Here is a 21047-nt window from a genome sequence, read left to right as displayed (position 1 = left end):
CTACTACAGAGTATAAACTTTTATCTGAGCGTGTTTTCGAGATTCTGGTTTCGCCTTCACCACAATCTGCACATCACAACCTAAAGCATTCAAAAATCGGAAAAGTCGTTCTGTTGAAAAACCTGATAGTTTTCCCCTCATTAGGGCAGAAATCTTAGGTTGATCCACTCCTAAAAGTTCCGCAGCTTCAATTTGAGTCATATTCTGTTTGGTGATGATTTCGCTAATTTGACGTGCAAGTTCTGCTTTAACAAGTAGCTCATCAGGATTAGCTAGACCTAAATCTGCAAAAACATTACCACTACTTGCTTTGACGTTGATTTCCTCAGTCATTTTTCTCTTCCTTTTGCTTGGCGCTATAGTTCTGGGCGTGATGCTGTTTTGCTCGTTTGAATCTTGCTTCGATTAGTTCGATATCTTGCTTTGGCGTAGCTATACCATGCTTTGATTTTTTCTCAAACGCGTGTAAAACATAAACCACGCCTTCCAATTTCACTGTGTAAACGGCTCTGTAAGTATCGCCATCAAAGTCTTCTACAACTTCCAATACTCCAGCACCTTTAAATCCTTTAAGCGGTTTTGCAGAATTATGCTTCTCGCCACACTGAGCTAAATAAAGAGCGTAACCCATCACCTGCTGAACTTCTTCTGGGAACTCTTTCAAATCATCAAGCGAGCTTCCAACCCACTCAACTGCTTTTAGTGAAAAACTCATATTGACAGTATGCTAGTTTTGGCATATTTTGTCAATGATAGCGTTCACGACTTTGCTGCGGCGGGGCGTGCGAGTCCAGCATATGCGGCGAGGGAGGCGATAAGCCGGAGGCTTGACGCTGAGTCCTTCGGACACGCTGCGCGAACGCGTATCGCAAACACTGCCATCACACTGGACATGGCGATCAGCAATGCTAGCGCTCCCTGCTGGAGCATCGCTGTTCGTCCGTCATAGAGGAAGGCGATAAGCGCACTGGCTAAGGCACCGCTCAGCATTTGCATAAATCCCACCGTAGCGGATCCAACTCCAGCAATTTCTGGCATCGGCTGGATGGCACCGTGCATCGCCTTTGATCCGATCAGTCCGCGACTGAAGGTGTTAAGTATCAAAAGTGGCATTAGCGTTATTAATTGCGCCGGAGGAGTCCTAAATGAATATACCAATCATAATACACTCCTTATCAATTCTGAATTCTGACTCAATCATTGCTGATTTTTTACGTAATTTATAGTGTTATACTGCTCTATAAGCCCATATTTCAAACTTAGCTTTTGATGAAATAATTCTTTCCAAAGAACCATAATGCCTGATACAAAACTCTTGAAAGTCTTTCATTTTTTTATCAAAGATTTCATCTGATACCTGCCAACAGAAACCATATGCACGGGATTGGAAAAAACTTAGTAACTCCTCAACCGTATTGCTAACGATCCATTCCTTAGCTACCAAGTAATTTGATACGTAACCTTTTTGATGTAAATATCCTTCTACATTTATATCTTGTATTGGCGCATCAACACGCTTTGATTCTGGCTTTGAACCTTCATATTTGGACAGTATCTCTCGGAAATAGCCTTCAAATTCTCTTCTGGCTGGTGGGGTAATCCATTGACAATTGAGATAAAAACCTCCAGGCTTCAGTACTCGATCAATGTCATCTAAAAATGCTGTCCACTCAGAGACAGTATGAACCATGTGAACAGTTAATACAACATCAAAACTGTTATCTGGAAAAGGTAACTGTGAAGCATCAGCGTGGATCAGCTTCAAATTGGGAGGAGTTCCATTTAATTTCTGACGCAACTGATTAAGCATTTCTTCAGAGACATCAATTCCCGTTACAGCATAGCCACGTCTGACCAGAGGAAGAACATTCAATCCTGTGCCAATGCCTGGTTCTAGAAAAGATGTCTCTAGTGTCGCACCAACAAGTTCAACAATAAAGTCAGCGACTGCCTCTGCTACTGTTTGTGTTAACCAGCGCGTTTGGTCATAGATCGGTGCAATATTGTCGTAGTAGTTGGACTTATTCATAATTAAATTTCTTTTGGAGGATGCCAACCCGCTAATACCCATTGTTGTCTAACTGTAACTGATACAATGTTGTTTAGTTGTAGGGCGATAACTGTAACTCGACCACAAGCAGTACGTCCAATAATTTGAGTCCCATCTTCACCCCATTCAAAATGTCTTGACCACTCTTGTTTCCTGGGATTAAATAACTTTACTCTTCTACCAGTTACGGGATCTACTGTATCAGTTTGAATTCCTTTATAACCGTTACACAGGCGACAAGCTAACCATAAATTATCTTCATCCTCTGTACCTCCTTTAGCTTTGGGAATAATGTGTTCAATTTCTAAAAGTCCAAGAGCATACATACTTTTGTAAACTACGACAGTAACCACATTGATTACCTGCTTGAGTGCGAATTTTTTCTCTGAGTGTTTCTGACATCCAGCTTGAACTCACGCATCTAAAGGTTCTCGTAAACCTCGCTGGACTGCTTCACGTAAAGCTTGAGCTTTAAGTAATAGTTTTTGTTGATAAACTTGCATTAAATCCAAAGTTCAGAATGCTCAGTATCGGCAAGTGTCCCAGCTTGTTGATTGTATAGCAATTCGCTTAACCTTTAGTCTTGTTCTGGCTCGATCTGTAATTCGGTGACGGCGATAACTTCTTCATCAGATAAAGAAACAATAGAGGGAGTTTCTTTGCTGTCAATCGATGTAGACTGGGGACTGACTGGAGACAGAGAAAGTGCTATTGCTTGCGTCAAAATATCACCCACAGCACGGTTAGTGAGTTGGGCAAAATGTTCGGCTTTTTTGTAGACTTCATCTGGTAAGTTCAAGATAATTTGAGTAGTAATAGAATTTCACACTCTTGTGCTATCTCTGGTGGTACTTTCTTCCACATTATCTTCCACATTACTAGTACAGCGCGACAGAAATAAAGCTATTATTCCAAATTCTCGCACAGTTAAATACCACGTACAGCCAGTAAGGTTCCCGTAAGTTCCATCCTCACCCACTCGTTCCATGCTGCTTAAACCAATCCTGAAGTCGTTGCCAGCCTTCTTTCGCTTCTTTCTCCCGGTAGGAGGGGCGATAATCGGCAAAAAAGGCATGGGGTGCATCTGGGTAGACAATGATTTCCGATTTGCTGCTGCCTGACTTCAGGCGATCGCGCATCTGTTCGACAGTATCAAGAGGAATGCCTGTATCCTTGCCACCATAGAGTCCGAGAACAGGGACTTTCAGCCCAGAGGCAATATCGACAGGATTCTTAGGTGTTAGTTCAGTGACATCGCCTACTAGTCGCCCGTACCAAGCGACACCTGCCTTAACTTGAGGATTGTGTGCCGCATACAACCAGGTAATACGACCACCCCAGCAGAAGCCTGTAATCCCCAACTTATTGCTATTGCCCTTTGATGATTTCACAGTCCAGTCTACTGTGGCATCGAGATCGGATAACACTTGAGCATCTGGCACTTTAGCTACTATTGGTCGAATTTCTTCGATGCTGCTTAACTTCGAGACATCACCTTGACGCACAAATAATTCGGGTGCGATCGCCACATACCCTAACTTAGCAAAACGACGGCATACATCCTGAATGTGTTCGTGTACACCAAAGATTTCCTGAATAACTAGGACAATCGGGAAATTTCCACCTTTTGCAGGCATCGCCCTGTAAGCCGGAATTTCGCCATCTTGAACAGGTATTTTCACCGCACCCGTGACTAATCCTTTGCTATCGGTGGTGATGACTTTGGCAGAAACCGGTTGTACTGCTAAGGCAAAACCTGTTGCTATAGTAGCTGTTGCAATAAATTTACGGCGCGTTATCTGTTTCATTATTCTCTTGAGTTATGCGACCAGCAGAGCAATAAGCCTTTATGGTATCGCTTTTGCTGGAAATGGTGTCTCATCAAGTAGCTATCGGGTTCATAGAATAGTTAGGTAATCTAACTATTAAATTCATATCATGAATAATCGTAAATTGAGTTGCCAACAATCTTCAGAACCCGGATTTCTCGCGAGAAGTCGGGGTTCTTGTTGAAGCAGATAGCTTGCTTGTTAAGGTTTGCTGTGATATTGTTCTAAATTAGAAAATACAATTAATCTATCGATTTAGTGAAGTTTGTAATAGTACTCAATCACTGAAATTGGTTTGTGAGTTAGAAGCTGAATACTAAGTAAAGCTTTCTATGCAGATCCAAACTGTTGTATTTTAAGTCCGGACAAATTTACTGAGCGAAATTATTACTATTCTTTCTCAAGAAAGTAGATCAAGTCATAACTTTCAAACTCATTCAGGAGACTTTCAACATGAGTAAAATACGTGCCGTCGTTGTCGATCCCAATGTATCAGGACGTTTGGCACTGCGTGAGGTTGATGCACCGACACCTGCTGCTAATGAGGCGGTGATTAGGGTAGCAGCAATTTCTCTCAACCGAGGTGAAATCAGACGTTCCACTACTGCTGAAGCGCTTTGGCGTCCTGGTTGGGACTTAGCGGGAACAGTTGAAACTCCTGCCGCTGATGGTTCCGGACCAGCTCAAGGAACGCGGGTAGTTGGTTTTCTTCGTTCTGGTGCTTGGGGAGAATTGGTGTCTGTACCCACCCACTCTCTAGCAGAATTACCACCTTCAGTATCCTTTGCCCAAGCTGCTACATTACCTGTGGCAGGTTTAACGGCTTACCATGCTTTACTCAAAGGTGGTTCGCTTCTTGGTCGTCCAGTTTTAATTACAGGTGCATCCGGTGGCGTTGGTAACTTTGCCATCCAGTTAGCACGGTTGAGTGGGGCGCAGGTTGTCGCACACATTCGCCGTCCAGAATACGAAGCTTTTGTCAAAGACGCTGGGGCGCATTCTGTTGTCATTGGTGAAGACGTTTCAGCAGCCAGTGAGTACGGTCCATATCATTTGATTTTAGAGTCAGTAGGCGGGAATGTCCTGGGAACAGCCCTCGGTTTGTTGGCACCAGATGGGGCGATTATTCTGTTTGGCACCTCAGGGGGAAATGAAGTAACATTCAACGCTCAACGCTTCTATGGTACAGGTGGTGCGAGTTTATACGGTTTTATATTGTTTCATGAACTACAACGAGAATCGGCAGCAGTTGGGTTGAAACGGCTGGCAAATTTAGTACAATCAGGACAATTGCGTCCTCACATCGATTTAGAAGCTGATTGGACACAAATAGCTGAGGTGGCACAAAAACTACTCGATAGGGGCTTTCCTGGTAAGGCAGTACTGCACGTCACGAATTGAAAAATCCTGGAGTATAATTTAGAGCCGAATCTAGCTATATTTAGCAACGGGGGAGATACGAACGATCCATTTCATCAGAAGGAAGGTTGGAACCAATGTCTCAAAATGCTGAAGATACTCAGTTGGCTGGACAGTCAATCCCTTATGCTGAATTAAATCCACAACAACAAAAACAACGACTTCAAGAACTAGCACTTGTTTTTTTGAAATTGGGCGCGATCGCCTTTGGAGGTCCCGCAGCCCACATCGCAATGATGGATTCAGAAGTGGTGACTCGTCGCCAATGGTTGAGCCGCGAGAAGCTTTTAGATTTGCTAGGTATAACCAACCTGATACCTGGTCCCAATTCTACTGAGTTGGCAATTCATATTGGCTATGAGAGAGCTGGATGGCTTGGACTGCTCGTTGCTGGTTCATGCTTCATTTTACCTGCCATGATTATTGTTTGGACTCTGGCAGCCATTTATGCTCGCTACCAAACCATTCCTCAAGTTGAATGGTTACTTTATGGTATTAAACCCGTAATTATTGCGATCGTCGTACAAGCAGTGTGGCTGTTGGGTAAAAAAGCTATTAAGGATATTCCAACAACTATTGCTGCAATAGCCGTAATTATCGCCTTTTTCCTCAAGGTGGATGAACTGCTGTTGCTACTGCTGGCTGGGCTAGGGGTAATGTTTTTCAAAAATCTGTGGCAGAGTAAAAATAGAACATCAGCAGCTTGGTTACTACCTATTTCTCTAGTTATGGGACAGACCGGAGGTGCAACTGTCGCTACTTCTGTGAGTTGGCTTCAGGTGTTTTTGTTCTTTTTAAAAATCGGCTCTGTGTTGTACGGTAGTGGCTATGTACTGTTAGCGTTCTTACAAAGGGAACTCGTAGAACAGAACCATTGGCTCACTTCTCAACAGCTTTTAGACGCGATCGCTATTGGTCAGTTTACACCAGGTCCAGTATTTACCACAGCTACTTTTATAGGTTACCTATTGGCAGGTCATGCAGGAGCGATCGCCGGAACAATTGGTATCTTTCTGCCTGCCTTTGTTTTGGTATGGATCGTTAACCCTTGGGTTCCTAAGCTACGTCAATCTTCTTGGGTGAGTAGTTTTTTAGATGGGGTAAATGCAGCTTCTTTGGGACTGATGGCAGTAGTTACGTATACCTTGGGACGCGCTGCAATTATAGATTGGTTGACTGTGCTGTTGACACTCCTGAGTTTAATTGCTGTTTTTCGCTTCAAAATCAACTCAGCTTGGTTAGTCCTTGGGGGTGGATTCGTGGGATTTGTGGCACGATTTTTGAACGGTGCGATCTGATTACCCCCAAAAATATCATAGACAAACGGTGCAAGCCGTTTCTATGATACGTAATGTTATTGATCAACTGAAGCTAAGCGCTACTGGTAACCTGGTAAAAAACCTTATTGAATATTCTGGCTTAATTTTTGATAATGAAAGGCAATATTTTTTGTAATATTTATGACTAAATATCATATCGTACTGCATCGACCTATTGACCTTGATAAAATTGCTACCGAAGCCGAGAATAATAAATGTCCTAGGCATGTAATGTGGATCTTAAAGCAAAGACTCAATGCCAGCATTCATACACCATTCGGATATCAAGGTTCTTTTGTGGACAAACTTGTTTCCAAAATAGCAGGTTCGCCAGAGTCTTGGGCAATGGCACGTGCTTTATCATCTCGACTGGAATCGGATGACATAGTATTCTGCAACAGTGAGGCTGGAGGTATTCAGGTTGCAACACTTTGTGGATTTAAGCGCAACCGCCCCAAAATTGCAGTGTTTTTTCACAATATTGATCGACCTCGTGGACGCTTAGCACTAAAGTTATTTAACTTGGCCAGTAAGATCGATTTGTTTTTAGCCTGTAGCAAGCGCCAAGTTACTTTTTTACGCGATTATCTAAACCTACCCGCATCTCGTGTTCATTTTGTTTGGGATCAAACCGATCTCAAATTTTTTGCACCTAAGCCTGCTTCCGCGAAGAAGTCGCGTCCAATGATCGCTAGTGTTGGTTTAGAACAACGTGATTACAGAACTCTGGCAGCAGCAACAGCAAATCTAGATATTGATGTGAAAATCAGCGGTTTCTCCAACGATGCACTTTTATTAAAACGAGCTTTTCCTGAAGAATTACCACGAAATATGTCACGCCGATTTTATGAATGGCCGGAGTTAGTCCAGCTATATCGGGATGCAGATATTATTGTGGTTAGCATCTTTGAAAATAGTTATGCTGCAGGAATACAGGCATTGATGGAAGCAATGGCGTGTAGGCGTCCTGTGATAGTCACTCACACTCTTGGACTCGATCAATATATAGTAGAAACTAATGCAGTAATCATGGTTAAGCCAGAAGATGTTGAAGGCTTAAAACAAGCTATTATCTATTTGTTGAATAACCCTCAAGAAGCTGATGCTTTAGCTGAACGTGGTTATCAATTAGCTCTAACTCGGCATAATAGTGACCACTACGTAAATTACATCACAAAAGAGCTTAAACAGCTTGAAGGTTAAGATTAATTTTTGAGTGGAACTTGGAGTGTTCGTGTAGATTTTTTTAAACGCAAAGTTTTTCCGGGTTAAATCTTGGGCGTTGCACTATAGAAATATGAATTAGGGCGATACGGGCGAATCGCACAAAGCAAGAGACGCGACGAGCGGGTATCGCCCTTGCTTTGTCCAAAGTGTGCATCATATCGCTTCTTTAACAATAACTGTGAAGTGAAAAACTTTTGTTAGTATTGAGCTTTTGAGATTGGGAAAAAGTATTCATATCAAGTTCGCCTAATTATTTACAAAAAAACGACTTGGCCCCCTGGCCTTCTCCTTGATAAGGAGAGGGGTGCCCGATAGCGTAGCGTGCCGTTAGGCATAGGGCGGGGTGAGGTTCTTCGTTTTTTATAAGTGTTGATCAGAACATGATATCACGGCCAGAAAAAACCTTCTGGATAAGGATTGTAGCAGATTTTGCTTTTAATAACAGCTTCCGTCTCATCACCCTTGGAAATATCCTATTCAAAGTTAGTCAACCTTATTTAGAAGGGAATGGTTATATCCGGGCGGTACGTTTTTGGGGGAAGCTTCCCCCGGAAAGCTGCCTTCTGTGATACCCTCTCACAAAAATCCTGATATATTTGACTCCCCCGACTTCCCCACTTACCCGCGTTTGTTCTAACTTTAAAGTCAAACGGTATGAGGTGGCAAAATACTCAAAGCTATCTAAGAATTTACTTCAAAAACGAGTATCTAGGTTGGGCATTTTGCAAAGCGAGTTCCAAAGGAAACCGCTAGCCCCTCTTAGGGGCTAGCGCAAACGCTAACAATAACTTTGAATAATCTTTATAAAATCCCAAAAAATCTGATAGACAAACGGAGCTAGTTGTTTATATGATACGTAATGTTACTGGTAAAATGAACTTAACTGCTACTGATGATTGGCTAAAAAAGCCTTGTTGAAGATCTATCCTAGCTTAATCTTTTTCTTTCATGAAAAGCAATATTTTTTGTAATATTTATGACTAAATATCACATTGTACTTCATAGATCTATTGACCTTGAGAAGATTACTACCGAAGCTGAGAGCAATAAATGTCCTAGGCATGTAATGTGGAGCTTAAAGCAAAGACTCAATGCCAGCATTCATACACCATCCGGATATCAAGCCTCTTTTGTAGACAAACTTCTTTCCAAAATAGCAGGTTCACCAGAGTATTGGGCAATGGCACGTGCTTTATCATCTCGACTGAAATCGGATGACATAGTCTTCTGCAATAGTGAGGCTGGAGGTATTCAGTTAGCAACACTTTGTGGATTTAAGCGCAACCGCCCCAAAATTGCAGTGTTTTTTCACAATATTGATCGACCTCGTGGACGCTTAGCATTAAAGTTATTTAACTTGGCCAGTAAGATCGATTTGTTTTTAGCTTGTAGCAAGCACCAAGTTACTTTTTTACGCGATTATCTGAATCTACCTGCATCTCGTGTTCATTTTGTTTGGGAGCAAACCGATCTCAAATTTTTTGCACCTAAGCCTGCTTCAGCGAAGAAGTCGCGTCCAATGATCGCTAGTGTTGGTTTAGAACAACGTGATTACAGAACTCTGGCAGCAGCAACAGCAAATCTAGATATTGATGTGAAAATCAGCGGTTTCTCCAACGATGCACTTTTATTAAAACGAGCTTTTCCGGAAAAATTACCACGAAATATGTCACGCCGATTTTATGAATGGCCGGAGTTAGTCCAGCTATATCGGGATGCAGATATTATTGTAATCAGTGTCTTTGAAAGTAATTGTGGTGCAGGAATACAGGCATTGATGGAAGCAATGGCGTGTAGGCGTCCTGTGATAGTCACTCACACTCTTGGACTCGATCAATATATAGCAGAAACTAATGCGGTAATGATGGTTAAGCCAGAAGATGTTGAAGGCTTAAAACAAGCTATTACCTATTTGTTGAATAACCCTCAAGAAGCTGATGCTTTAGCTGAACGTGGTTATCAATTAGCTCTAAGTCGGCATAATAGTGACCACTACGTAAATTACATCACAAAAGAGCTTAAACAGTTTGAAGTTGAAAAACAAGTCAGAACTCAGGAGTCAGAAGCGATTAGTGGGGAGATTGTGACTGTACCACTAATCGAAGACCACGCTCATCAAGGATTCAGTACAGGACTCTGACGCCTCTACTGATTCGCTCTATGGCGTCAGCCATAGAGCGCTATATGTGTTTTTGAAACACAGAGTTTTTCTGGGTAAAATATCGAATCACTACGACGCATCGACGCAAGCCCAAATCATATGATACGACACGATTAAAGCCAAGCCCGCTCGTACTGAACAGGTGAAAATTTTTCCTGTCGCAGTTTTTTGGCAGCAGATAATGCCCAGTAAGGATTGCGTAGCATCTCTCGTCCTATTAAAACAATATCTGCCTGACCTGTACGAATAATCTGATCCGCCTGTTCTGGAGATGTAATTAAACCGACAGCACCTGTGAGGATGTTTGCCTCGTGGCGGATTCTCGTAGCAAACTCAGTTTGATAACCAGGGCCAAAGGGAATTTTGGCGTTGGGTACAGAACCACCGCTAGAAGTATCAATTAAATCCACACCTAATGAATTCAGTTTCTCTGCTAAGGCGATACTCTGCTCTATATCCCAGCCATTTTCTACCCAATCTGTTGCAGAAATTCTTACCCACAAGGGATAATCTGATGGTAAGATTTCTCGCACCGCTTGAACGACTTCTCTTAGCAAACGAGTGCGATTTTCAAAACTACCGCCATATTCATCGTTGCGTTTGTTACTTAGAGGCGAGAGAAATTGGTGTAAGAGATAACCATGAGCCGCATGGATTTCAATGACTTTAAATCCAGCTTCTTGTGAACGTTGAGCCGCTTGTACGAAGTCATTTATAATCTGTTGGATGCCTTCTATGTTTAATGCTTCCGGAATAGGGTGGTTTTCGCTAAAAGGAATAGCACTACTAGAAAGTACAGGATGCCAACCACCATTGGATGTGTTTAAAACTTCTCCTCCTTCCCAAGGTGGTGCAGTACTGGCTTTCCTACCAGCATGAGCAAGTTGAATACCTGCAATCGCCCCAAAGTTATGAATTGCCCTAACAATTTTTGCCAATGGCTCAATATGCTCATCCAACCAGATACCCAAATCTTGGGGACTGATTCGTCCTCTTGGTTCGATGGCTGCTGCTTCAGTGAAAACTAAACCTGCACCACCAACAGCACGACTTGCCAGATGAATCAGATGCCAATCATTAGCATAACCATCTGTACTGGAATATTGACACATTGGCGAAACTGCGATGCGGTTGCGAAAAGTCACTGCGCCAATTGTTAGGGGTGTAAATAAATCTGTCATGGTAAGGGTGAAATCTCACTAAATTGAGTCTTGTGTGCGAAAACAGATTGCTCCTGAAAATTCATGTTGTCTTATCAAAAGTTTAAGTGTCATCTAACTGCAGGACTGTTGCCCTGGATTCTCCCATAGAATCGCTTGCTTGGAAGTCAACAATTAGGGAGTTCAGTGAGGGTTAGGGCAGGATTGTGTGTGGTGCGATAAGCTGTGCTTAAAGCATAAAGGCTTATCGCGTATTTCTTTAGCAGTGACAACAAACTCTCGTAAGTCAACACTATCCACAAACCATTGGTCTGCTTCTAAGGGTTCAAGAATGGTAGCGTGAAACATAGGATTTTAGATCGTTGATTGTAGATTTGGGCTTTAGACAGACGCGGGACACTCTGTTTGGTGTTCTAGCCGCACTTGTGCCAGCAAACAACGGTAATTCGATTAAGTTTATGACTATTAATCGTTTAATAGTAACAATTCAGGGGATAATTGCTTGTGACGAGTGATACTTTTTATGACTGTTATCCAAATATTTATTCTGATTGGAGTTTTCTTGATAGCAAGCATTATCAGCGTCATTACTGGTAGTACTTCCCTGATTACCGTACCTATAATGTTTCAGGTTGGTATTGATCCGCGCACTGCTCTTGCTACTAATATGCTGGCATTAACCTTGATGAGCGTTGGTGGCACATTGCCTTTTCTTGGGAAAGGAGTGATTGATCGTCGTCGCTTACCACTACTAATATCACTAACGCTTTTCGGTTCAATTTTGGGAGCATTACTTGTTTTTATTGTTCCGTCAAAATCAATACCGTTTATTATCTCTATCTCAATGATTGCAGTTGCCGTGTTTTCAATATTTAACCGAGATGCGGGAATAGTGCCAATAGAGGGAGTGCCTTCACGAGTAGCAGAAATAACGGGATATGCGGCTACCTTCATATTTGGTATCTATGGTGGCTTTTTCAGTGGCGGCTATGTAACACTGCTGACAGCAGCCTACATAATGCTATTTCGCATGACATTTGTCCAGGCAATAGCTACCACTAAACTCATCAATATATTTTCCTCACTTGTTGCTACCATAATTTTCATGATGCAGGGAATTGTGGATTACAAACTAGGCTTTATTCTTGGTATCGCTATGTTCTTTGGTGGAATTATTGGAGCGCGTATTACACTCAGATTAAGTAACGCCTGGTTGAAACGTATCTATCTGACAGCAATAACTATTCTTGCCTTCGTAACATTCTATAAACAAGAGCAAAAAGCGCCTCAAACAAACGTCGGCTAGAAGATTCCCGACTTTTATAAGAAGTCGGGAAACCGCATCCTAACCATCCTGCTGTCATACTGGTAGCATTCGCATTGATGGATGGTAAGCCAACAGCGATCGCTCGACTATAACCTCCTGTTCCAGCACCAATATCAGCAATAATACTTTTCTTTGGTAGGTTGAGTAAATTAATTAGAGAATTTATAATTCTCTAATCAGGAAGACGCGAATTAGAATAGACTTTGCCAATGGAATTGTAGATAGTCATTATTAGTAACCAGCATTTTTATCTACGACATTTCGTAGGGGCTTTCCGTGGCGATAGCGTGTTAAATTATCGAGGAAAAGTGCAAGCGAACGCTCTTTAACTTTGGGTGAATGACTGGAACAGTGGGGTGTAATAAAAACATTCGGTAACGTCCAAAATGGACTTTCTGGCGGCAGTGGTTCCGTAAACACCGCATCTAAAGCTGCACCTGCAATCCAATTTTCCTGCAACGCTTTTAACAGTGCAGGTTCATCCACAATTTTGCCACGAGCAATATTTATCAAATAAGCATCGGGACGCATTGATCGCAGTACTTCTGCATTAATCATGCTCTCGGTTTCCTTTGTCAGAGGTGTAGCAATAACTACGTATTCTGCTTCGTTTAGGAGTGCTTTCCACTCATTTGTACCCACTACTTTGTCGAAATTTGGTAATGGTTGCGGGTGACGACGGCTTCCAAAAATCCGCATCCCAAAAGCTTTGGCACGGGCAGCAATTTCTTGCCCAATTCCCCCTGTACCAATAATTAATAATGTCTTATCTTGCAGTTCTTCAATTTGAAAATCCCTTTGCCATTGCTGTTGAGTTTGTAGCTTGTGTAATTTTAGCAATTGCTTGGCATAAGACAACATATAAGCAATGACAAATTCGGCAATGGGAACAGCATGAACTCCTGCACCGTTAGTCAGGATGATGTCACGTTCTAAATATTTTGGTGTCAGGATATTATTGACACCCGCATTCGGTGCATGATGCCAACGCAATTGAGGTGCAGATTCTAAAACTTTATGCAAAGTTGTGGGTTTAAGATAATAAAGCCAACTGAAGTAGACTTCGGCATCTGTAGCATCACCGTCCAGATTGCCATCAATATCTGCCCGGACAAATGTTGTATCGCTAGGTAGATGCGGCTCAAGTTTATCAGCAACTTCTATCGGTATAATTAGTTTCATGATAACTGTTAATAGCCCTACGCAAAACTATATTAGCAGTCTAATTCAGCCGAAAGTTCTGTATCAGTTGCCGCTGCGATCGCTTAAGCGCCCTACGCCCCGTGCTATTCTATACTAAATAAATTATGGGGCTGGATTGGGATAATGTGTATGAACTGCATCTAACTCTGCTAAAATGTCTTGGTTGAGAATTACATTCACACTGTTAATATTTTCTTGTAGTTGTTGTAAAGACGTCGCACCAATAATTGTGCTACTCACAAACCACCGACTCCGCACGAAAGCCAAAGCTAATTGTGTAGGCTGCAAATTATATTTTCTGGCAATTGATACATAAGCCACCACAGCGTCATTTACATTTTGTTTGAGATAGCGTTGTCCAAAACCTTGAAATAGAGACAGTCGTGTATTTTCTGGTTTTTTATCGTCTGTGTACTTCCCAGATAACAAACCAAATCCCAAAGGACTATAAGCTAGTAAGCCAACATTGGTATAACGATAAACTTCTGCTAAAGCTGAATCAAATACACGATTAAGCAAGTTGTAAGCGTTTTGAATGGAGATCACTTTGGGTAATCCTAGCTGTTTGGCAACATGAACAAACTCACTAACACCCCAAGGTGTCTCATTACTCAAGCCCAGATAGCGAATTTTACCTGCTTTGATGACATCTGCAAATGCTTGTAATTGTTCAGCAATACTCACAGTTTCACGTTCAAAATCAGGTTTGTACTCTGTCTGTCCAAAGGTGGGAACATAGCGTTCTGGCCAGTGAATTTGGTACAAATCTATATAATCTGTTTGTAATCGTTTCAGACTATCATCGACCGCTTGCTTAATGTTGTTGTGGTTAATTTGAAGATTTCCTCCCCGCAGCCATTTGGACGACCGGGACCTGCAATTTTTGTGGCAATGATGAGTTGATTCCGCTGCTGTTTTTTCAACCATTCGCCAATGTAAGCTTCCGTTTTTCCTTGAGTTTCGCCACGAGGCGGTACTGGATACATCTCCGCAGTATCAATAAAATTTATCCCTTGAGCAATAGCATAATCTAACTGTTGATGCGCTTCCTCAATGGTATTCTGCTGTCCATAAGTCATGGTTCCCAGACAAATTTCAGAAACCTTGAGGTCACTCTCGCCAAGTTGGTTGTACTTCATATTCTTGAATTAATTATCTTGATTACTTTATCAGCAATTTCGTAAAAGTATAATTTGGTTAGAACAAGATCCTTGACTTTGTAACAGTTGTAGGGGATCTCCGTCTTTTATTACTAACAAAAAATTATGACCAATTTTACCGAGTTGCTTAATTATCGTTACGGCGATACGCCGCCCCAAAGGGGCGATAAGCCGGAGGCTTTACGCTCCGCGTATCGCACCGTCAATACAGATATGCCTGGAAATGACTGTATCAGTTGTGTAATTGAGATGGGAAAAGTCTATGGTTTAAGTACCTGGGGTTTATTTTGGCGAATTATTCTTCCTGGGGCATTGTCCTCTATTTTGGTGGGTGTCCGTTTTTCTTTAGGTATCATGTGGTTGACACTGATTGTTGCTGAGACAATAGCCGCTGATTCTGGTATTGGTTACATGGCAATGAACGCCAGAGAATTTATGCAAACAGATGTTGTTGTATTGAGCATTTTGCTATACGCTTTGTTCGGTAAATTAGCAGATGTTATCGCCAGAGCCTTGGAAAATTACTGGTTGCAATGGAATCCCAATTATTCTAGATCTTAGATATATCGATTTACAGTAATTTAAAGGTATGTGGTAGTTCATAAGCCCCAAGCCCTTTAATCAAAAAGAAATCTCGTGATGTTCCACCCAATCTTTCATCTTGCCTTTCCCGTCCGAAACCTCGAAGAATCTAAGAACTTTTATGTCAACACCTTCGGGGCCAAGATCGGTCGTGTCCGTGATAAGTGGATTGATGTATTTCTCTTTGAAGCTCAGATTACTTTGCACGAACAACCCTCTGAAGTGTTAGCGATGACAAAGCATGGCGTGCGTCACTTCGGCGCGGTTTTGGCGTGGAGTGATTGGGAGGCTCTTGCAAATCGTCTTGATAAAATGAGGGTTCAGTTCAAGGTAAAGCCAAATGTTTCTTTTGTGGGTACCGACGCAGAGCAAGCGAAGATGCTATTAAGTGATCCCAGTGGAAATGTGATCGAAGTAAAGGCATACAGAAATCTATCAGTCGCCTTGGAAATGGAAGATTTGCAAGAGTGTTCAGCAACCGAGGTTTAACCCAACCTAACGTGGGGCGCACAGGTAGTGGTAGTTTATATCGGGTAGTCCAATGCAACTCAAACTTTGCCACCATGTTGATTTGCAGGTACAGCTTCTGACATTTTTTTAGGATAGGGCAGGTTCAGGTTATTCATTAACATCATGAACTGGCTACGGCTGTGTCCAGCAAATCGGGGATTCCAGCGCTTTTCTTCACCAATCGTAGACACTGTTTGTCCCTGGTAGTCGTGAGCGGGATATACCAAGGTATCATCTGGTAAGGTGAATAGCTTCTGGGTAACAGCGTCATACAGCAATCCAGCATCACCGCTTTGGAAGTCGGTACGACCGCAGCCCCGGATGAATAGCGCATCTCCCGTTAACAAGTGAGTATTATTAACCAGGTAAGCCATATGACTGTCGGTGTGTCCAGGAGTCGCGATCGCCTGAATTTGTACATTGCCTATATGTAGCATCTTTCCATCGGCAATATAGCTGTCTGCACAAGTCGTCTGGGCATTCTCAGGCATGATACTTAGACAGCCTGTTATACCCTTAAGTTGTCTTGTTGCAGTGATGTGATCAGCATGGATGTGAGTTTCCAGACAGTAGCGCAGGGTTAAGCCCAATTCTCGTAATATTTGAATGTCACGTTCAACTTGCTCTGATACAGGATCTACGAGAATAGCTTCTTTAGTTTGTGGATCGGCAATCAAATATGTGTAGGTACTCGACTCTTTATCAAACAGTTGACGAAATAGCATGGCTGGTTTTGGAGCAAACCAATTTTCAACAACAGCATAAGCTATAGGATTGAGAGATTTCAGTAAATCTTGTGCCAAATTCGCGGCTTGAACACGAATTTCCGGCACAGCAGTAGTTTCCCAAAGATTTCCCTTGCGCGGTGTCCCTAGTGTATACAGTAGTTCAGAAGCATTCCCATCTGCATCCAGCAGCGCACCGTTGACAGCAGTGTCAATTCCTATTGATAGAACATTAGGACGAATCAGGCGTTGTTCTTGAAGGCTGGCGAGTAATGGATGCTGTAAAGAGCGATAATTACAGTTTGAGCCTGTGCAGTTGATAATTCGGTTAACCTGTAAAACAATCTTTGCCTGTGTTTCTCGTTCCCTAATAGTCACAGTTAATTTATTATCAAACTCCTGACAAGTTTGAATCCGTCCTGCATAGTAGCTTAATTGACCAGATTCCTCCGCAGCATCCAGCACATCAGCAATTTCTGGGGCAATTAGGTGGCGGTGAACTTCCCAATAAGCCTTGAGGTGGCGTAGAAATCTTTTTTGTTCTTTTAAGGGGAGTGTTTGCCAAATTTCTTGAGTAACTGGACGAAGTGCATCGATGACTGCCCGCCAGTCAAGTCCATGATCATCCGCTGTTCGCACTTGCTGACGTACTAAATGCAGGAGTTCTCGTGCAGTTTTTGGTGCAGTCTCTAAATCAATAAATGTGGGATAAGGAATTGTTGATTTGTGACTACACGGCTTCAATCCATGACGAGAAACAGCATGGATTTTTCCATGAAATCCTTTGGCGTGCAAGGCAACAACTGCATCTACCATCGTCAGCCCGCTTCCAATCAATAGAATAGAATCTTCTGGGTTTAAATCGGCAATCGCCTGACTCGACCAAGCATCTCTAATATTATTATTGTGGTTTTCCACACACGCAACTGGTTTTGGTAGAGATGCAGGGAAATTACCCAACGCCAGCACAGCCTTTTGAACGTACAAAGACTCACCGCGACTCAGTTTGACGATGACATTATCGCTTTTATTTTCAATGGCGATTGCTTCATCGACAATTCGCTCTAACATTACATAAGCTGGAGCGCTTGCCTCTGCTTCGCTCAAAGTCGCCTGCACATAATCCCCATAAACCTTACGTGGAACGAAGGTGGACGCCTTCACCTCTTCATGTCCGTTTCTATGCAACCAGTTCAAAAAGTGATTTGGTTCATCAGGAAACGCGCTCATTTTACCTGCCGGAACGTTAAGCAAATGACATTCAACTGGCGTACCGTAAGCAACTCCTCTGCCTACTTCTTGATTGCGTTCAATTAACTTAATGAACAGTGGCATGGTTGCTTTTAGCATTATATTTGCTGCCACCAGAGAACCACTTAAGCCGCCACCAATGATAGCGATCGTAGAAGGAGAAATAGTTGAGTTCATAATACAGTTATTCATAGGATGTAAGACTTATTTATTGACAGAATTTCTGTTGCTGAGTGCAACCATTTCTGATTTATTCAAACTCAGTATAGTTTAGAGATGTTTATTTTTCTTTAATAAGTGTCAGCAAAATCAACTTCTACAGTTTGGGCATATAAACATCAAACAAGCTAGTCACATATATGAACTATGCTGGTTGCTGTATATCTACAAATTTATAACAGATAAACAGTTTTGTGTATCTGTTTTGCAAAAAACATATGAAATTAATTTAAACTCCACTTCTACATGTGAAAAACAGGGAATTAAATTTGAGTTTTTGATTTCGCCACTTTAGACAATATGAGACCAAAAAGAACTGATACTATATAAGCCTTTTGGGGTTTTATATAGCTTAATTTCGACAAATCCGATGTAAATATCGTGGTTTTAAAATAATCCTTGATAAACTCCTCCAGAATAGAAAAAATACCTATCTAATTATCAAATTTTTCTGACATATAGCCAGCAATTTTATATGTAAAAATCAAAAACACTTTTGATAAACGTAGACACGAAATGGCTTGCCGCAGGCTATCACAGAGGCGCTCCAGAAGAGGACACTTCTGTGTAGGTATTCCCCCCCGTCCTTGGAATATGTCCGTCACAAAGGAGGAGGAAACACAGAGTTTCACCCTCTTATTATTTAGGACTGATATAGATAACTTATAAGAGTCTTTTGGTCGCTAATATACATCCGTCAAACTTTGTCTAAACCAGACTCAAGAATATTGCATGAACGGAATAAATACGATATGCAGATGAATCAAGTGTATTATTTGAGTGAAAAGTGTTGCTTTACTCCTTTAGCTGTGCAATAATTTGAGGATAACAGATAAACTACGGTATACAAATAAGCTTACCGTAAAGATAACACAATCCGATTTTGCAGCCAGATTAAATAGGGATTATGCAACTACTTTGGTTTATTCCCACACACGGAGAAGGACGCTATCTCGGCACTGCTATAGGCGGGCGGGCAGTAAATTTTGATTATTGGCGGCAAATTGCTCAAGCAGTAGATCACTTGGGCTTTACAGGTGCTTTATTACCTACAGGGCGTTCTTGTGAAGATGCTTGGGTTTTGGCATCAGCGCTGGTAACGCATACTACAAAAATGCGGTTTTTGGTGGCAATTCGTCCGGGGTTGATGTCACCAGGAGTAGCAGCGCGGATGGCTGCGACGTTTGATCGCATTTCTGGTGGGCGCTTGTTGATTAACGTGGTTACAGGGGGCGATCCTACAGAGTTGGCGGGAGATGGTTTGCACCTTTCCCATGACGATCGCTACAAACTAACAGACGAATTTTTAACAGTGTGGCGGCAGATAGCAGCAAGTGAAGTTGCAAATTTCCAAGGTGATTATCTCAACATCCAAGATGGCAAGTTACTTTTTCCATCTGTGCAGAAACCTTATCCTCCTCTGTGGTTTGGCGGTTCTTCACCCATTGCTCAAGATATTGCCGCCAAGCACGTAGATGTGTACTTGACTTGGGGTGAACCACCAGCACAGGTTGGTGAAAAAATTGCCGCAGTTCGTCGGCTGGCAGAAGCGCAAGGCAGAACACTTCGCTTTGGCATTCGCCTACACGTCATTGTGCGGGAAACCGAAACTCAAGCTTGGGATGCGGCAAATGATTTAATTCGCTATGTAGATGAAGAGGCAATCGCCAAAACTCAAAAAGCATACGCCCGCATGGATTCGGAAGGGCAACGCCGAATGCAAGAATTGCATCAAGGTAGTCGGGAAGCTTTGGAAATTAGCCCAAATTTGTGGGCAGGAATTGGTTTAGTGCGCGGTGGTGCTGGGACTGCTTTGGTAGGCGATCCTGATACCGTTGCCCAAAGAATATTGGAGTATGCAGATTTGGGGATTGAGACTTTCATCTTTTCTGGTTATCCCCATTTAGAGGAAGCATATCGCGTCGCCGAATTACTCTTTCCTCGTCTGCCTTTAGAAAATAGACCTGTTGTAGAACCACAGCTGATGAGTCCGTTTGGTGAGATAATTGCCAATCGAGAATTCCCGAAACAACAAGTCCAAGAAAAAACAGCAGCTACCGTAGATTAACTGAAAGATTATTAGCAGGAGACTTTGACAAAATTGCTCATATTTTAGCGATCGCCTACCTCTATTGGTGAGACGCTACTTTAAACGCGCAGCGTGTCGCTTTGCAACAAGCCCTTCGAGTCGCCGTGTTCATTGATTAGTCAACCATGAAGGCTGGCGGATTATTTTTGTCGTGATCTACTAGCAATTTAGAAGAAGCTCTTCTCCTGCACAGCGCTACTGTGTCCAGCGACAATTTGCCAAGTGCCGGAGGAGCGACGACACCAGATGCGGGTGTATCGGAGGTCATCTGTGAACGGTGACTCACCAAAGATGCCGGTTAGCTGCACACGAACTGAGACGATCGCAAGCCCCTCAATAAACTTTATTTTTCTTTCTGATGGTTTGATCGTTTGGAACTTGAATACGCCAGCTCGATGAAACGCCAGATCGTCCTGCTTGCTGACGACCTGACCGAGGTGACTGGTGAAGATGACATCGGCTGAAATTAGTTCATCCAGTGCTTCGACATCTGAAGAGAGCATGGCTAATCGTAGTCGCTCTTCGACATCAATAATTTGCTGTTCAGAGACGGACGGCATTGGCTAAGTCCTTTTGAGTGTAATCTAATACAAACTAACAGATCATAGGCTGCATAAAATTAAGTTCAACCGCAGCCGCTACGCAACGTGGTTAACTACGGATAACCTTAATCACGGCTACAAAGAGCCATAGCATGTAAACCCGTAAACCATAAGTGAAAATAGGTCAGTTTGTTGGGCTTTAGTCGCATCAAATCAAGGGCTAAATCCGTCCAAAACTCCATCGCACACACCCATAACTGACCATACAAACCAA

General features: G+C 42.4%; 20 protein-coding genes and 2 pseudogenes. 10 read left to right on the top strand and 12 right to left on the bottom strand.

Features of this window, described 5'->3' with window-relative positions:
• Positions 1-3 precede the first annotated feature (3 nt).
• Together DP114_RS10720 and DP114_RS10715 are read right to left on the bottom strand one after the other, a co-directional pair.
• The gene (locus tag DP114_RS10720; protein ID WP_171976070.1) at positions 4-333 is read right to left on the bottom strand and encodes a helix-turn-helix domain-containing protein; all 330 of its coding nucleotides are present in this window, start codon (positions 331-333) and stop codon (positions 4-6) included.
• On the bottom strand, positions 326-715 hold the full coding sequence (locus tag DP114_RS10715; protein ID WP_169268493.1) for a type II toxin-antitoxin system RelE/ParE family toxin: 390 nt from the start codon (positions 713-715) through the stop codon (positions 326-328). Before DP114_RS10715 ends, DP114_RS10720 begins: the two co-directional genes overlap by 8 nt.
• Before the next feature lie 9 nt (positions 716-724).
• Between DP114_RS10715 and DP114_RS10710 the strand changes: the two genes are divergently transcribed.
• On the top strand, positions 725-949 hold the full coding sequence (locus DP114_RS10710; RefSeq protein WP_171976069.1) for a hypothetical protein: 225 nt from the start codon (positions 725-727) through the stop codon (positions 947-949).
• A gap of 279 nt (positions 950-1228) precedes the next feature.
• Here DP114_RS10710 and DP114_RS10705 read toward each other — a convergent pair whose 3' ends face one another.
• The 4 genes from DP114_RS10705 to DP114_RS10690 all read right to left on the bottom strand — a co-directional run bounded on the left by DP114_RS10705 (position 1229) and on the right by DP114_RS10690 (position 3858).
• Positions 1229-2029 (bottom strand): class I SAM-dependent methyltransferase, encoded by an 801-nt coding sequence (locus DP114_RS10705; RefSeq protein ID WP_169268491.1) that lies wholly within the window; start codon positions 2027-2029, stop codon positions 1229-1231.
• Positions 2030-2031: 2 nt separating this feature from the next.
• Positions 2032-2403, bottom strand: coding sequence for an HNH endonuclease (locus DP114_RS10700; protein WP_246163106.1), 372 nt, complete (start codon positions 2401-2403; stop codon positions 2032-2034).
• A gap of 224 nt (positions 2404-2627) precedes the next feature.
• A complete protein-coding gene (locus DP114_RS34855; protein ID WP_246163105.1) occupies positions 2628-2849 on the bottom strand; it encodes a hypothetical protein in 222 nt (73 codons plus the stop codon).
• 172 nt (positions 2850-3021) lie between these two features.
• A complete protein-coding gene (locus DP114_RS10690) occupies positions 3022-3858 on the bottom strand; it encodes a dienelactone hydrolase family protein (protein WP_171976068.1) in 837 nt (278 codons plus the stop codon).
• Between the two features lie 474 nt (positions 3859-4332).
• On the opposite strand from DP114_RS10690, the gene DP114_RS10685 reads away from it, so the two are divergent.
• The 4 genes from DP114_RS10685 to DP114_RS10670 all read left to right on the top strand — a co-directional run bounded on the left by DP114_RS10685 (position 4333) and on the right by DP114_RS10670 (position 9984).
• Positions 4333-5280, top strand: coding sequence for a zinc-binding dehydrogenase (locus DP114_RS10685; protein WP_171976067.1), 948 nt, complete (start codon positions 4333-4335; stop codon positions 5278-5280).
• 95 nt (positions 5281-5375) lie between these two features.
• A complete protein-coding gene (gene chrA, locus DP114_RS10680) occupies positions 5376-6596 on the top strand; it encodes a chromate efflux transporter (RefSeq protein WP_171976066.1) in 1221 nt (406 codons plus the stop codon).
• Between the two features lie 162 nt (positions 6597-6758).
• A complete protein-coding gene (locus DP114_RS10675) occupies positions 6759-7820 on the top strand; it encodes a glycosyltransferase family 4 protein (protein ID WP_171976065.1) in 1062 nt (353 codons plus the stop codon).
• Positions 7821-8820: 1000 nt separating this feature from the next.
• Positions 8821-9984: a glycosyltransferase family 4 protein gene (locus DP114_RS10670; protein ID WP_171976064.1), complete on the top strand. Its 1164-nt coding sequence runs from the start codon at positions 8821-8823 to the stop codon at positions 9982-9984.
• 134 nt (positions 9985-10118) lie between these two features.
• Here DP114_RS10670 and DP114_RS10665 read toward each other — a convergent pair whose 3' ends face one another.
• Together DP114_RS10665 and DP114_RS10660 are read right to left on the bottom strand one after the other, a co-directional pair.
• Positions 10119-11186, bottom strand: coding sequence for an NADH:flavin oxidoreductase/NADH oxidase (locus tag DP114_RS10665; RefSeq protein ID WP_171976063.1), 1068 nt, complete (start codon positions 11184-11186; stop codon positions 10119-10121).
• A gap of 162 nt (positions 11187-11348) precedes the next feature.
• Positions 11349-11513, bottom strand: a complete 165-nt coding sequence (locus DP114_RS10660; protein WP_169263525.1) for a hypothetical protein — start codon at positions 11511-11513, stop codon at positions 11349-11351.
• A 14-nt stretch (positions 11514-11527) separates the two neighbouring features.
• On the opposite strand from DP114_RS10660, the gene DP114_RS10655 reads away from it, so the two are divergent.
• Positions 11528-11680, top strand: a complete 153-nt coding sequence (locus DP114_RS10655) for a hypothetical protein (protein WP_171976062.1) — start codon at positions 11528-11530, stop codon at positions 11678-11680.
• 8 nt (positions 11681-11688) lie between these two features.
• Complete coding sequence (locus tag DP114_RS10650) at positions 11689-12471, top strand: sulfite exporter TauE/SafE family protein (protein ID WP_169263556.1); 783 nt, start codon at positions 11689-11691, stop codon at positions 12469-12471.
• 252 nt (positions 12472-12723) lie between these two features.
• Here the strand turns inward: DP114_RS10650 and DP114_RS10645 are convergent, their stop codons facing one another.
• Both DP114_RS10645 and DP114_RS10640 read right to left on the bottom strand, forming a co-directional pair.
• Positions 12724-13674 (bottom strand): D-2-hydroxyacid dehydrogenase, encoded by a 951-nt coding sequence (locus DP114_RS10645; protein WP_169263557.1) that lies wholly within the window; start codon positions 13672-13674, stop codon positions 12724-12726.
• Between the two features lie 123 nt (positions 13675-13797).
• Positions 13798-14834: pseudogene (locus DP114_RS10640) on the bottom strand (NADP(H)-dependent aldo-keto reductase).
• A 261-nt stretch (positions 14835-15095) separates the two neighbouring features.
• Between DP114_RS10640 and DP114_RS10635 the strand changes: the two are divergent.
• Positions 15096-15416 (top strand): annotated as a pseudogene (locus tag DP114_RS10635) (ABC transporter permease subunit); the annotation flags it as partial.
• A 78-nt stretch (positions 15417-15494) separates the two neighbouring features.
• Positions 15495-15926 (top strand): VOC family protein, encoded by a 432-nt coding sequence (locus tag DP114_RS10630; protein WP_169263559.1) that lies wholly within the window; start codon positions 15495-15497, stop codon positions 15924-15926.
• 59 nt (positions 15927-15985) lie between these two features.
• On the opposite strand, the gene DP114_RS10625 is transcribed toward DP114_RS10630, so the two are convergent.
• Entirely contained in the window at positions 15986-18100 is a 2115-nt protein-coding gene (locus DP114_RS10625; RefSeq protein WP_246163104.1) for an FAD/NAD(P)-binding protein, read from the bottom strand.
• 949 nt (positions 18101-19049) lie between these two features.
• On the opposite strand from DP114_RS10625, the gene ssuD reads away from it, so the two are divergent.
• Entirely contained in the window at positions 19050-20210 is a 1161-nt protein-coding gene (gene ssuD, locus DP114_RS10620; RefSeq protein WP_171976060.1) for an FMNH2-dependent alkanesulfonate monooxygenase, read from the top strand.
• Between the two features lie 188 nt (positions 20211-20398).
• On the opposite strand, the gene DP114_RS10615 is transcribed toward ssuD, so the two are convergent.
• The gene (locus DP114_RS10615) at positions 20399-20791 is read right to left on the bottom strand and encodes a nuclear transport factor 2 family protein (protein WP_169263562.1); all 393 of its coding nucleotides are present in this window, start codon (positions 20789-20791) and stop codon (positions 20399-20401) included.
• Positions 20792-21047: the final 256 nt, after the last annotated feature.

The sequence above is a fragment of the Brasilonema sennae CENA114 genome (assembly GCF_006968745.1).
Taxonomy (GTDB): Bacteria; Cyanobacteriota; Cyanobacteriia; order Cyanobacteriales; family Nostocaceae; genus Brasilonema; species Brasilonema sennae.
The sequence above is the reverse complement of the archived record's forward strand: the minus strand, read 5'-3'. Positions and strand labels throughout refer to the sequence as shown.